This is a genomic window from Synechococcus sp. H60.1, assembly GCF_047462335.1.
Lineage (GTDB): Bacteria > Cyanobacteriota > Cyanobacteriia > Thermostichales > Thermostichaceae > Thermostichus.
The window spans coordinates 2,982-16,888 of sequence record NZ_JANSJA010000053.1; the positions used below are offsets into that span (position 1 = coordinate 2,982).

Genomic DNA, 13,907 nt, shown 5'->3' on the forward strand with positions numbered 1-13,907 from the left:
CTGGGATCCGCGCTTTGCAGGCGCAGGATTTCGGCTTCGATGCGCTGTTGGAGGGCTTTGCCTTCTTCGGAGCGAATCAACAGGGTGATGCGGTTGTATTCAGGCACGGTCATGCCGTGGCGGGTGATGATCTCGGTGGCGGTGCGAATGAACTCCCGCCGGATTTGATCTTTGCTGGCCGGATCCGCGGTGGCCTGGGAGCGCTGCTGGGCCTCTTGTCGGTGCGGCTCCATCTCCAGGACGATGCGGGCATACTTGGCGACCTGTTCATCGGTCAAAACTAGAGAGGTGGCGGCAGTTTGGGCTACGGCCAGAGAAACGGTCAATACCGGGATCGAGGTGCAGACCCAGATCAGGCCCACCAGCCCTTTTTGGGCCACGTTTGGCATCGAGAATGCCGTCCACCGTCTCCGACTTGCTTGACGTGACACTGCTGCTATCTCCCCACCCAATAACGAACTCTCTCTGGGGTTGCCGGCGCTTTTGGGAGCCCCTTTCTTTTGGTGTAGCTTTCGCTGTTACCCAGATTCAACCCACTCCCAGCCAACCGTGCAGGCTCTGATGCTATCTGGTCTTCCCCACGCAAAGCCAGGGATCCCAGAGCTTGCTTCTCTAGTTGACCCAAAAGCGGCCTTGAGGTTCCTGTTGGAGCATCAAACAGCCCGAAAGGGAAGAGCCTTTGGGATAATGGGGTAGATGCTCGTTGTTGCCTCTATGAACTTGGAACGTCGCCCGGTTTTCCCGTTTACCGCCATCGTCGGCCAAGAGGAGATGAAGTTGGCTCTGCTCCTCAACGTCATCGATCCCCGCATCGGCGGCGTGCTGATCATGGGGGATCGGGGCACGGGCAAATCCACCACCATCCGCGCCTTAGCCGATCTCCTGCCCCAGATCGAGGTCGTCAAAGGGGATCCCTTCAACAGCCACCCGCGGCAGCGAGACCTCATGAGCGATCAGGTGTGGGAGCGACTGCAGGCGGGAGAAACCCTAGAAACCACCTGGATCCAGGTGCCGATGGTGGATCTGCCCTTGGGGGCCACGGAAGACCGGGTCTGCGGCACTCTCGACATCGAGCGCGCTCTCTCCCAGGGGGTGAAGGCCTTTGAGCCGGGGCTGTTGGCCAAAGCCAACCGCGGCATCCTCTACGTGGATGAGGTGAACCTTCTGGACGACCACTTGGTGGATGTCTTGCTGGATGCGGCGGCCTCCGGCTGGAACACAGTCGAGCGGGAAGGCATTTCCATTCGCCACCCGGCCCGCTTTGTCCTGGTGGGATCCGGCAACCCCGAAGAGGGAGAATTGCGGCCCCAACTCTTGGATCGCTTCGGCATGTTCGTGCGCATCGAAACGGTGCGGGATCCGGCCCTGCGGGTACAGATCGTCGAAGAGCGTAGCCAGTTCGACGCCGATCCGCAGGCCTTCTTGGCCAAATACGCCGAGGCCCAGCAACGCCTGCGGGAACGGATTGAAAAAGCACAACACCTGTTGCCCGCTGTGGGGGTGGATCCCGACTTGCGCCTGAAGATCTCTGGGGTGTGTGCAGCTTTGGAAATAGACGGGCTGCGGGGAGATATCGTCACCAACCGCGCGGCCAAAGCGCTGGCAGCTCTGGAAGGGCGTACTGAAGTGACTGTTGCCGATATTCGCCGGGTCATCAGCTTGTGTTTGCGCCACCGCCTGCGCAAGGATCCTCTGGAAACCATTGACTCCGGCTACAAGGTCGAGAAGGCCTTTAGCGAGGTGTTTCAGGTGAGCCTGGAGAGCGCTGCTTAGCCTCCCCCTCACCCCCAGCCCCTCTCCCAAAGGGAGAGGGGAGCTAGGCAAACAGGGTTTCTAGTTTGTCGGCAATGGCGGCAATCCAGGCTTGCTCCTGGCGGCTGAAGCTGCGGGGGGTGTCGCTGCCCAAGATGAGGCATCCCTTTTGGCCAATGGGCTGGCAGAGAACCGCCTGGGATCCGGGGGGCAGCAGGCCCTCGAACTCGGCGCGGGCCGGGAACAGTTTCAAATCCACCAGATAGACGGGCCGTCCGGTCTGCAACACCCGCTGCAAGACGCTCTGGGGCCGGATGGAGGGCAACTGGCCGGGGCTGGCCAGGATCCCCCGCTGCAGGAGGGTGCGCCCCTCCACCCAGATCACTACTGTGCGGGCAGCAGTGGTGCTAAGGAGCGTGTGGGAGGCCCAGGCCAGCTCCAGTTTTTCCCTCTCGGAAAGATCCGGATCCCAGTCACAGCCTGGACTCCCCTGTAGGGTAGATGCCTGGGGGGGACGGGGCTGGATCTGCTGCCACAGCAGGCCGGTCAAGATCAGAATGGCGCTGAGGAGGATCCCTAAGGCATCAGAGCGGGACTGGCTGGCCAGCAACTCCGGCGTAAACGCCAGCCGGTTAATGACCAGGAGGGTGCTGCCCAAAAGGCCGGTTACCAAAGGCAACCGCCTCACCCAGCGATTGGGATCCTGGGAAGCTGGAGTGGATTTGACCCTCAAAGCAGGGGTATCTGAGCGCTCGGTAAGTCCAGTCTAGAGCTATCCAAGACATCAGAGACGGCTCCAAATGCCAAGGCGCTCTTGGCGAGCTTTCTTTTCCAGGCCGCGGAAGTAGCTGTCGTATTTGATGTTGTGGCTGTAGGGGATGATGCGGGCCAGGCCGTTGCGCACGAGCATGGCGTTCATCTGCTGGCCCTCCAACCAGACGTAGGCCTCCACCAGGCCGGTGGCATCGACGTTGCGCAGCAGCTTATCCCCTTCCAGCTTGACGGTGCGGCGGAGGATGCGCTCGCGCATCAGCTCAGTAGCTTGCTGATAAAAGGGATCCTCCTCTGGGCGGAGGCCCTGGATGCCGGCCAAGCGGATTAGGCGCAGTTTCTGCTCCCCTTCGATTTGCACCACCAGCGTGTCGCCATTCACCACCCTCACCACCACTGCCGCGGGGTAGCGATCGAAATAGTGGTTGTCGAAGTAGAAGGGGGTGTCGGGCACCACTCGCCGCTCCCCCGATCCGTGGCCAGGAAGGACGGGCAGGGCCAGGAGCCATCCCAACACTGCCGAGCCAAAAGCAATACGCCGGAACCTCATCTTCTCCCCCTTGCGATCCCCTTCTCCCCTAGGGCGTAATGGTAGCGGCAACTCCCTGGAAGACAACCCCTTGCAAGGGATTCGGATCCAATGGCCAGTCTTGGAGATGGGGAGCCCTTTATGAATGAGGGTTCTGGGCGAGCAACTCCCGATCTAGGGGCAGAGGGGCAACCGGCTGGGTGAGAGTAAACTGGCCGCTGACAATCCACTGTTTGAGGATCTCGGCAACTTGCATTGAGCGGCGCAGGCTGGCCAGGGGAGCAGTGCGCACCTTGCGGCCGTTGAGGGTGATGTGGCCGGATTTGAGCTGGGCATAGCTCACCAGGCCAAAGGTGGGCCGCACCCGCCGGGGGATAGAAAAGTCGATCACCGGCGCCACCAGTTCCTCATCCCGGACAGCAATGGACTCCAGATCGGCAGGGGAGAGGATGGGGATGGGGATCCCCACCCCCAACATCAAGCTGGGGCCGTAGTTGCGGAAGTAGCAGCCCCGCACCCATTCCGCTTGCATCTGTTTGGCGTCACCAATGAGGGCCAAGGTGGCTGCTGGGCCAATGGGGGTTTGGTTGGGCAGCCGTTTTTGCCGCGGGAAGTGTTGGGTGCCTTCCCAAGCTACATAGCCGGTGCCCCCTCCTAGGAAGATGCGGCTGCCGATCCCCACCCGGCGCAGGAGGGGGTCGTTGAGGAGGGGGGAGAGCTCACCTGGGTTGGAATAGACGGCATTGCCCAGGTTGGGTTCCAACAGGCCCAAATAGGTGTACAAGGGCCGATCCCCACCGTTGACGCCGACAATGAAGTTTTGGTAAGCGTTGCGAGGGTTGAACAAGTAGAACTGGTTCAGCTGATCCCGCGTCAGAGTGGTCTCGTAGTCGGCGCGGGGATAGCAGTCGGTTACCTGGCCAATGGCCCGCAGGTGCACCCGCTTGCCGGCCACCAGATCGGCGATGACGTGGCCGCCTCCATAGGGGTGCTCGGCTTGCTCACCGGGCTGGGCCGCCCCAATGTAGAGATCGACAGCCCCAAAGCCGGCATAGGCTGGCACCCCGTTCAACCAGGCTTGGCGAATCTTAATGGGCGGATCCGTATGGCCCAGGTTGAGGATTGCCCCTGACGACTCCATTGGCTCAAAGGTACCGGTGGTTACCACATCCACCTGCTCAAAAGCCTGCTCAATGCCCAGGGTGGCCAGCTTGGCTTTGGCCTCTAGGGCCGTCCACACCCGCACCTGGCCTTGGGCAATGCGCCGATTAATTTCTGCCAGCGTTCTCTCCATTGCCTCGCAAGGAATGGCGACAAATAGTCCGGGCAGACTTCTGCCCGCTGAGAAGCTAGGGTAGCCTGGAGGGGTTTTCCAGGGATGGCCGCTCAGTACCCTTTCAGGGCTAGGTTGGGCGTTTGCAAGGCGGCTTCCACCCGCTGCACCTGGGTTTTGAAGCTGCCATCCGGCTCCAGCCATATCTGCCTTAGGGCCGGAGGGATCACGTCCAGGCTAAACCGAGAGCTCTTGGGGCAAAATTGCACACAGGTGGAGGGGCAGGCCAAGTAATCAACCCCCTGGCGGCGGCAGTGCAGCTCTTGATGAATGTGGCCAAAGATCACCAAGCGGATGTGGTCGAACTCGTCCAAGACCTGAAACAGCCGCTCTGGCTGCTGCAGGGCGCTTTGATCCAGCCAATCGGAACCTACCGAAAAAGGGGGGTGATGCAGGGCCAAGAGAACATGGTTCTGGGCAGCCTGGCTGCGCTGCAGCTCTTGGCGGAGCCACAGCAAGGTGCGATCCGTTAGGTAGCCGCTGTCTTTGCCCGGCACCAGAGAGTTCAATAAAATGAAGCTCCAGTTCTCTCGACTGAAGCTTTTCTCCCCGTGTACTCGCTCGGCGCGGAGCTCTGAGTTCATGTTATGAAGGCGATCGTGGTTCCCCGCCAGCCAATAGGTGTCGATGGGAAGAGCCTGCAGATGCTCTCGCAAACGGGCGTAGGCGGCGGCGCTGCCATCTTGGGCGAGATCCCCAGTGAGCAGCAGCAGATCGGGCAAGGGATCCAAGGCGGCAATCGCCTTTTGCACCTGCAGAAAAGAGGTTTCCGTGTCCACCCCCAGCAGTCGCTGGTGCGGCTTGGCAAACAGATGCAGGTCACTGATCTGAACCACGTATACGGTCATAGAGAAGGGGGATAGGAGTCCATCTCTGCAGGTTTAAAACATTAACGTTTTAGCACCAGATGCCTCAGCCGGGATCGGCAGGCAACTCCATCGGGAAGGCTCAGCTTTAACTTGCCCAAGTCCACCCCGCCCGGTTCAACCCCTTGAGAAAATCTTCTAAGGAAAAGCTTCAGGAAACATTCAGAGAACGGCCCACATTCCTGAAGGCGGCCTGCACCTGGGGCCAGCGGGATTCTCGGGTGGAGGCCGTCAGAGTATAGAGGCGATGGTGGCGCACGGTTACCGTCACTATCTCGTGGCGGAGCTGGGATCCCAGGTCAGTTTGGTATTCAAACAGGTAGTAAGGCTGGCCTTGCCGCTCAAAAGCTTCGGCGGCCAACAACTGGGTCGAGCGACCGGATCCGGCGGGGGCGATGATCTTCTCCGCCACCAATTGCCCCACCTCATCCGGGCCACCCAGGTCGGCGATCGTCTCTCCCTTGTCAAAGGGGGCGATCATCAGGCTGACGTTCTCCGTCTCGTACACCAAGTCGCGCAGAAGCACCGCTGGCCCTTTCCCTGGCCCCAAGTTCACCGCCACCATGCCGTTGGGATAGGCAAAAGCAAAGGCCCCGCCAGGATCCCTGTAGGCGCGCAGGTTGGAGCCTGCGGAGCAGGCACTGGTGAGCAAGCTGAGGCAAACACAGAGCAGTAACAACACCCCAGAGAGCCGCTGTCCTAATTGGGCAAAATGCCCACCTCGTGCTGCTGACATACCGGGATCCTCCGCTCAGATTGGTTACCCATCCCAATCATCCTAATATGGGCGCCTCCTCTCTAACCAGCGAAAAAAAGAACCTAGAAGTTCTTCAGCGGGATCCGTTCTGGTAGTGGCGGGAGCGCAACACCAGCACATCCGAGAGCTGGCGCAATTGACTCTGAACTTGGTCGAGCTGTTTTTTGTCCCGCACATCAATACAGAGATCGATTAGGGCCGTGCGGTTGGCAAAAGTCTGCACCCTAGCATTGCGCACATTGATGCTTTGATCCGAGAGACGGGAGAGGATGTCCCGCAGCACGCCAACGCGGTCAATGACCTCCAGGCGCAGTTCCACGGGGTAGATCTGGGTGCTCTGCCGCAGTTGCTCCTCATTCCAGCGCACTGGCACGAGTCGATCGCCCGGAACTTGAGCCACCCGCGGACAGTCGCGATGATGAATGGTGATGCCCTTGAAGCGGGTGACCACGCCCAGGATGGGATCCCCTGGCAGCGGGTTGCAGCATTTGGCCAACTGGTGCTTCAGGCCCTCCACCCCTAGGATGGGAGATTGGGATCGGCTAGAACCTCGGCCCCCATCGGCCCGCGGCAGCAGCAGCTTGGCTTTCTCAAGGGATCCCTCCTCGGGTGGGGGAGAGACGGCTGGCTTGCTTACCTCCTGCAGCCGATGGATTACCTGTGTGGGGGTTACCTCTCCATAGCCCAGCGCCGCCAGCAAATCCTCCACGCTGCTATAGTTGAGCTTCTCGGCAACCTTTTGCATGCGCTCTGACTTGAGCAGCGCATCGAACCCCGTTTTGCCCAGCTCCCGCTCCAGCAACTGCCGGCCGCGGGCAATATTTTGCTCGCGATTGGAGCGCTTAAACCACTGGCGAATGCGGTTGCGGGCTGAACTGGTGGCGACAAAATTAATCCAGTCCAGGCTGGGGTGGGCATTTTTGTGGGTGATGATCTGCACAATGTCGCCGTTGCGCAGGCGGGTATCCAAAGGCACAATCTTGTTGTTTACCCGCGCCCCAGCGCAGTGATCCCCAATTTCGGAGTGAATGCGATAGGCAAAGTCCACCGGGCAGGATCCCTGGGGCAGGGCCAGCAAGTCTCCTTTGGGCGTGAAGACGTAAACCTCGCTCTCAAATAGGTTCTCGCGAATGGTGTCCAGGTATTCTTTGTCGTCCTTGAGGTCGTTTTGCCACTCCAACAGTTGCCGCAGCCAGGTAAAGCGCTCTTCCTCGGGCTTTACGGGGGTGCTGCCGGCTTCTTTGTACTTCCAGTGGGCGGCAATGCCGTATTCCGCCACACGGTGCATCTCTTCGGTGCGGATCTGCACTTCCACCGGTCGGCCCTGTAGGCCAATCACAGCCGTATGCAAAGATTGGTAGCGGTTGGCCTTGGGGAGACCAATGTAGTCTTTGAAACGACCTGGAATGGGGCGAAAACAGTTGTGAACAACCGCCAGCACCCGGTAGCATTCACTCACGGTTTGCACGATAACCCGCACCGCCAGGAGATCGTAGATCTCGTGAAATTCCTTGCGCTGCTGCTGCATCTTGCGGTAGATGCCGTACAGGTGCTTGGGCCGCCCGCTAATCTCAAAGTGCTCTAGCCCCGCTTGAATGAGGTGCTTGCGCAGCTCTTCAATAAACGCTTGGATCTCTGCCTCTCGCTCACTGCGCTTGGCGTTGACCAGCTCTTGGATCTGGCGATAGGCTTCGTGATCCAGGTACTTAAAGGCCAAGTCTTCCAGTTCCCACTTGAAATGCCAGATCCCCAGCCGGTTGGCTAGAGGCGCAAAGATCTCCATAGTTTCGGCTGCAATCTGTTTTTGCTTGTGGGGGGGTAGATATTGCAGCGTGCGCATGTTGTGCAGGCGATCCGCCAGCTTGACCACAATGACCCGAATGTCTTTGGCCATGGCCACAAACATGCGGCGGAAGTTTTCCGCTTGCTGCTCTGTTTTGCTGGAGAAATTAAACTTAGAAAGCTTGGTTACCCCCTCCACCAGCAGGCGAACCTCAGGGCCAAACTCGGCCTCTAGGGCCTCCAGGGTAACTTCCGTATCTTCCACAACATCGTGCAGAAGGCCAGCAGCTACAGTAACGGCATCGCCCCCCAGCTCCCGCAGCAGGCTGGCCACGGCCACTGGGTGGGCGATGTAGGGATCCCCTGATTTCCGCTTTTGGCCCTTGTGCAAGCAGTAGGCAAACTCGAAGGCTCGGCGCAGCAAATCTGCCTCTTCGGCCGTGTAGGATCGCAGCCCATCGCCGAGATCTTCAGCGCCTGAAAGCAAAGCCCGCAGCCATCCCGGCACCTCAAAATCAAGGCTATTTAGGTCAAAGCCTCCTTCTAAACTGGTGGCCACAGCAGGCTGACCCATGGGAACCTGACAAGAAGGATGGTTTAACTGCTACCTATAGTATCGATCACCGAAGTTCCTTACAGCTTATCCTCGACCTGGCTGCAGGCAGGTTAAGGGAAAAAGCTGCGAAAAAATGCAGCAAAGACGGGCTATTGATGCTAAGCCCGCCCCTAACCGTGGGGAAAAAGCTAATTGGAGTTAACGTTCTACACCTATCCTATCACTTACCCTACAGCATTCCGTAGCAAGATATACATACCAAGATCTGGTGGAGCTAGCCTCCTGCCAGAGTGCTAGGAGGTGGGAGGGAGTTGCAAAGCCAGAGGCCCTAGCCAACCCTTGCGATAGTCGTTGAGAATTTGCCTTGCTGCTCGCTCGGTATCGCCTCGGTAGCGCCGTTGGGCCAGCTCCTGGATGGCTACGCTGCCAGGAGGGATCGGGTCGGACCAGCCGTAGCGCCGTTGCAGGAGGACTTGGGCCTGGGGCTGCACCTGCAGCAGTTGTTCCACGAAGTAGGCCGCCACGCCCTCAGGGTCGTAGGCGGCTGCGCCGATGTCATCGCAGATGGCCAGCAGCGTGGCTGCCCGTTGATCCGGCAGCGAAGGCGGGAGGATGCCCGGTGAGTCCAGCAAATCCAGCTCCCCTCCCAGCCGCACCCACTGCAGTTGCCGGGTTACCCCAGGGCGCGCGGCACTCTCGGCGGCCCGCCGTCCCAAAAGTCGATTCAGGAGGGCAGACTTGCCCACATTGGGAAAGCCCACCACCACTGCCCGGATGGCCCGCGGTCGCATGCCCCGCTGCTGGCGCCGCTCGTTTACCGACTGCCCCAGCTGTAAGATGGCTTGCTTGAGGCGAGGCACCCCCTCTCCCGATTGGCCATTGGTGGGATAGACAGGGATCCCTTGCTGGGAAAAATACTCCTGCCAAGCTCTGAGATCCCTGGCCTCGATGGCATCGGCTCGGTTAAGCGCCAAAAGGCGCGGCTTGTGCCCCAGCCACTTGTCTAGATCGGGATGGCGACTGGCCAGCGGGATCCGCGCGTCCAAAACCTCAATGACCACATCCACCCGCTGCAGTTGTTCCCGCAATTGGCCAATGGCCTTGGCCACGTGGCCGGGATACCACTGGATGATTGGAGAACTCATACCAGCAGAACCTGGGATCGAACCCCAGAAGACTCTAAGCCAGGGGCAGGATCCACTCTAGCCTGTCCAGCTTGCTCCTCCTCCGCTCGACCTGCCAACAGAAGTAGAAAAGGATACAGGCAAGAGGCAGATGGCAGCCCCTTCCTACTTGTAGGCAAGCTAGCGTTAAGAGACGTAACGGAGGAGGGACTATGGTTAAGCGCGTGCGGTTGGATCCCATTGCCCAAGTGTCGGAAGTGGCCACCAACAGCAACTTGCTCTCGGTGCTGCTGCAGGAAGAGCTGAACGTGTTAAAAGAGTGCGGCGGGCGCGGCCTCTGCGCCACCTGCCATGTGTACGTAAAAGAGGGGATGGAATCGCTCTCACCCATGACCCCGCGGGAGCAGCGTACCCTGGAGGTGATCACCAGCCGTCAGCCCAATTCCCGCCTAGCCTGCCAGGCGCGAGTTCTGGGGGAAGGGGTGGTGGTGGAATTGCCGGTGGGGATGTACATCAATGCCTTTAAGGATATCGAGGTGTTGATTGGGCGGCGGGCGGAGCAGCCCCTTTTGCACCCGATAACTGGCGCCGTTTTGGTGCAGGCGGGCAAGCTAATTACGCGCTCGGTGCTGGAGTCGGTGAAGGATTTGGATCTCAATATCCAAGAGGCTTTGGCCCGCAGCAGCCGAGATTTTTAGGGTTTTACCGCGTTTAAGGCCAGCTTAGCCAATTTTGAGGAAGGCTCTATGGCCCCTGTGTTTCTTGGGATCGACCTGGGCACTTCGGGGATGCGGCTGGTAGCTCTCTCGGAAGCAGGGGAGATAGTGGGCAAAAGCGAGCGCTCCTGGGATCCCCCAGAAACCAATCCAGGCCGCTGGCTGCGCACCCTGAAGGCACTGCTGGGCCACCTCAAAGCTCAACTGGGGGATCGCTACGCCATTGTTGCCCTCAGTGCCTGCAGCACCTCGGGTACAGTGCTGCCGGTGGACGGACGGGGCATGCCGCTGGATCAGGCCTGGCTGTATTCCGACCGGCGGGGCCAGGCCCAGGCTCAGCGCTTGGGGATCCCTGCCAGTTGGGGGCTTAGCCGCTGGCTGTGGTGGGCAGAAGCCCATCCCGACCAATACCGAGAAAGCTACCTGGCCCATCCGGCGGACTTTCTCCTAAGCCAACTGGGGGGCCGCCAGCGGGTAACTGATCACACCCATGCCCTGAAAAGTGGCTTTGACCTAGAAACCTACACCTGGCCGCGGGAGTGGCTCTCCCAACAGGGCCTTGATCCCAAGCGCTTTCCTGAGGTGGTGGCGCCAGGAACAGTTCTGGGAACGGTGCGGCCTGAGTGGGAGCTGGGATCAGAGGTGCTGATTGCTGCCGGGATCACCGATGGCTGTGCTGGGCAATTGGCTGCAGGGGCTACTCGCTTGGGGCAGGTTTCCACCAGCCTGGGCACAACTCTTATCTTCAAGGCCAACAGCCCTGACCCTGTGCAAACGCCGAGTATCTATTCTCATCTGCACCCCGACCGAACCGGTTGGTGGCCGGGGGCAGCCTCCTTCTGCGGCGGCGGCGTCCTGCCCCACTTCTTTCCCGGCGGCGACTTTGCTGCCTTGGATCAGCAGGCGGAGGCCTATCTGCCCACGGGCCTAGTCAGCTATCCTCTCTGCCGGCCCGGCGAGCGTTTTCCCATCCTGGATAGCGAATTTGCCGGCTTCTTGCCCCAGGCGGAAGTGGGATCCCTTCGCTTTTATGCAGCTCTTTTGGAAGGGGTGGCGATGGTGGAGCGGCTAGGGCTGGAGACCTTGGCGGCCCACGGGATCCCGGTGCAAGAGCCGCTGTTAACCACTGGCGGCGGCTGCAAAAGCCCCCTCTGGCTGCGCCTGCGGGCCAGCATCCTCGCCCGCCCCCTGGCAGTGGTCAGGCACCCGGAGCCGGCGGTAGGGGCAGCCATCCTGGCCGCCTCAGCCTATTGGTGCTGTTCAGTGCAGCAGGCTGCCGATCGCTTGGTACAGGTGGAACGCCTCATCCAGCCGGATTCCGAGTGGGTCAAGGCTTATGCCGAGATCTACTCGGAGTTCCGTAGCCGCCTTTTCTTTTCCAATTTCTAGGGATCCCCCCGAAGGGGAACCAACATTTACGGCTCTAGAGCAACCTACATTGTTGATGGAGAGTTTCCAATTTCTAGGGATCCCCCCGAAGGGGAACCTTACAGAAGTTGCGTGAAGCTGTAGAAGCGGCACGCAACTAGTTTCCAATTTCTAGGGATCCCCCCGAAGGGGAACCCCTACTCAATGCGGAAGCAGCCGAAGTGCTGCTCATGCAGTTTCCAATTTCTAGGGATCCCCCCGAAGGGGAACCAGGAGAAGGACAATGACGTACGCTTGTGTTGGCTTACCCCATAGTTTCCAATTTCTAGGGATCCCCCCGAAGGGGAACCCCAAACCAAAACGTTGCGGGAACTTTCCCTTCCTTGTTTCCAATTTCCAGGGATCCCCCCGAAGGGGGAACAAACGGGGAAGACCCGTCGTTCGCGGATCAGCCGCTTTACGTTTCCAATTTCTAGGGATCCCCCCGAAGGGGGAACTTGCAGAAGCCCCACGTCAAAGTGGGGGCCGCCGTCATCGGAGTTTCCAATTTCTAGGGATCCCCCCGAAGGGGGAACTACCGACGGACGGCCATCCTCGGTGTACAGACGAACCACCAGCAGTTTCCAATTTCTAGGGATCCCCCCGAAGGGGGAACCATTTCGGACTCGGGGAAATCTGCCATCTGGTTACAAACGTTTCCAATTTCTAGGGATCCCCCCGAAGGGGGAACGACGAAGCCGAGTGGACGAGTGACTATTCTGAGCTGTTTCCAATTTCTAGGGATCCCCCCGAAGGGGGAACCTACGGATAGACTCAAATGCCCATGAGGCGCTCGAAACGGTTTCCAATTTCTAGGGATCCCCCCGAAGGGGGAACGGTGGAGCAGGCAGAGCGCGAAGTCGCGTTCGCCCTGCAGGTTTCCAATTTCTAGGGATCCCCCCGAAGGGGGAACGCCTTGCCCCACCGGGAGTGGTGGAGCTGGCTGCGGGAGCGTAGCCAGTGTTTCCAATTTCTAGGGATCCCCCCGAAGGGGGAACCACCATTTCGGCCTCGAGCCCTGCTGCTTGAACTTCGAGTTTCCAATTTCTAGGGATCCCCCCGAAGGGGGAACGACCGCAGCACGCCCTGGGGCAACCCCTTCACCCATGTTTCCAATTTCTAGGGATCCCCCCGAAGGGGGAACCCTAAAACCTAATATGAACACGCGTGAACTAGAATTGCGTTTCCAATTTCTAGGGATCCCCCCGAAGGGGGAACTTCCCTGTAAAAGGGAGGAGTAAAACAGTTTGTGGGTGTTTCCAATTTCTAGGGATCCCCCCGAAGGGGGAACATAAACGAAGACGTAAAGAACATCAAGAAGTACTTCCCGTTTCCAATTTCTAGGGATCCCCCCGAAGGGGGAACTCGGATTGAGCACCCAGAGGACCCGGACGAAATCATCACTCCAGTTTCCAATTTCTAGGGATCCCCCCGAAGGGGGAACGGTGCATTCTGTTGGAGCTTGGGATCCCAAGCTCCTTCGAGTTTCCAATTTCTAGGGATCCCCCCGAAGGGGGAACCTGGCGGCAACTCGATGTGCTCCAAGCACTCGAAACCGTGTTTCCAATTTCTAGGGATCCCCCCGAAGGGGGAACCGCTGTCATCGGGGTACGTCCAGGCGTCCCCGCAAAAAGTTTCCAATTTCTAGGGATCCCCCCGAAGGGGGAACTCCAACCCAGTCCTTCCCCGTGAGGATCCGGGACAAGAAGTTTCCAATTTCTAGGGATCCCCCCGAAGGGGGAACTCGAGCTAATGGGACTGAAAGTTAACATTAGCATTGGGTTTCCAATTTCTAGGGATCCCCCCGAAGGGGGAACAAAAAGAAAAGCCAACCCTTCTGCCTCGACCCGTATGGAGTTTCCAATTTCTAGGGATCCCCCCGAAGGGGGAACTAACGGATTTGGAAATCCCCGTCTACCCCGTAGACGAGTTTCCAATTTCTAGGGATCCCCCCGAAGGGGGAACCGGCTGCCGGTGAGTTGCACGGTGGCGGTGGTGGGGCCGTTTCCAATTTCTAGGGATCCCCCCGAAGGGGGAACTGTTCCGTCTCAGCCCGCAGTCCCTGCACATCATCCTGGGTTTCCAATTTCTAGGGATCCCCCCGAAGGGGGAACTAAACTCATCCCCCTCGAGAGAGGGGGTTTTTATTGTTTCCAATTTCTAGGGATCCCCCCGAAGGGGGAACGTCAAGGGCTTGTCGGACGACACCCTCGTCTATGTGAGTTTCCAATTTCTAGGGATCCCCCCGAAGGGGGAACACTACCCCTATTAAACCCAAGCGGGGCAAGGAATGCAAGACCCATTTGCGAGGGGG

10 protein-coding genes, 1 pseudogene and 1 CRISPR repeat array are annotated in these 13,907 nt (G+C 59.3%); of the genes and pseudogenes, 3 read left to right on the plus strand and 8 right to left on the minus strand.

Going from position 1 to position 13,907, the window contains the following annotated elements; all coding sequences use genetic code 11:
- On the minus strand, positions 1-389 hold a 389-nt coding region (locus NW852_RS02885; protein ID WP_414426445.1), incomplete at its 3' end, for a DUF4168 domain-containing protein.
- 325 nt (positions 390-714) lie between these two features.
- Here NW852_RS02885 and bchI point away from each other — a divergent pair.
- Positions 715-1,773, plus strand: a complete 1,059-nt coding sequence (gene bchI, locus NW852_RS02890) for a magnesium chelatase ATPase subunit I (protein ID WP_414386762.1) — start codon at positions 715-717, stop codon at positions 1,771-1,773.
- A 43-nt stretch (positions 1,774-1,816) separates the two neighbouring features.
- On the opposite strand, the gene NW852_RS02895 is transcribed toward bchI, so the two are convergent.
- From NW852_RS02895 to ylqF, 7 genes are all read right to left on the minus strand, one after another.
- On the minus strand, positions 1,817-2,485 hold the full coding sequence (locus tag NW852_RS02895) for a cofactor assembly of complex C subunit B (RefSeq protein WP_414386215.1): 669 nt from the start codon (positions 2,483-2,485) through the stop codon (positions 1,817-1,819).
- Positions 2,486-2,536: 51 nt separating this feature from the next.
- Positions 2,537-3,073 (minus strand): thermonuclease family protein, encoded by a 537-nt coding sequence (locus NW852_RS02900; protein WP_414365907.1) that lies wholly within the window; start codon positions 3,071-3,073, stop codon positions 2,537-2,539.
- 118 nt (positions 3,074-3,191) lie between these two features.
- Positions 3,192-4,346 (minus strand): homocysteine biosynthesis protein, encoded by a 1,155-nt coding sequence (locus NW852_RS02905; protein WP_414365908.1) that lies wholly within the window; start codon positions 4,344-4,346, stop codon positions 3,192-3,194.
- A gap of 92 nt (positions 4,347-4,438) precedes the next feature.
- The gene (cpdA, locus tag NW852_RS02910) at positions 4,439-5,233 is read right to left on the minus strand and encodes a 3',5'-cyclic-AMP phosphodiesterase (RefSeq protein WP_414365909.1); all 795 of its coding nucleotides are present in this window, start codon (positions 5,231-5,233) and stop codon (positions 4,439-4,441) included.
- A gap of 169 nt (positions 5,234-5,402) precedes the next feature.
- On the minus strand, positions 5,403-5,987 hold the full coding sequence (gene psbP / locus NW852_RS02915) for a photosystem II reaction center PsbP (RefSeq protein WP_414365910.1): 585 nt from the start codon (positions 5,985-5,987) through the stop codon (positions 5,403-5,405).
- A 94-nt stretch (positions 5,988-6,081) separates the two neighbouring features.
- Positions 6,082-8,364, minus strand: a complete 2,283-nt coding sequence (locus NW852_RS02920; RefSeq protein ID WP_414365911.1) for a RelA/SpoT family protein — start codon at positions 8,362-8,364, stop codon at positions 6,082-6,084.
- Between the two features lie 275 nt (positions 8,365-8,639).
- The gene (ylqF, locus tag NW852_RS02925) at positions 8,640-9,491 is read right to left on the minus strand and encodes a ribosome biogenesis GTPase YlqF (RefSeq protein ID WP_414372676.1); all 852 of its coding nucleotides are present in this window, start codon (positions 9,489-9,491) and stop codon (positions 8,640-8,642) included.
- A gap of 191 nt (positions 9,492-9,682) precedes the next feature.
- Here ylqF and NW852_RS02930 point away from each other — a divergent pair, with 191 nt between their 5' ends.
- The gene (locus NW852_RS02930) at positions 9,683-10,168 is read left to right on the plus strand and encodes a 2Fe-2S iron-sulfur cluster-binding protein (RefSeq protein WP_414361628.1); all 486 of its coding nucleotides are present in this window, start codon (positions 9,683-9,685) and stop codon (positions 10,166-10,168) included.
- 48 nt (positions 10,169-10,216) lie between these two features.
- Positions 10,217-11,374, plus strand: a pseudogene (locus NW852_RS02935) (FGGY-family carbohydrate kinase); the annotation flags it as partial.
- Between the two features lie 186 nt (positions 11,375-11,560).
- Positions 11,561-13,851: a CRISPR direct-repeat array (repeat unit 36 nt; unit sequence GTTTCCAATTTCTAGGGATCCCCCCGAAGGGGGAAC).
- The last annotated feature ends 56 nt before the right edge of the window (positions 13,852-13,907 follow it).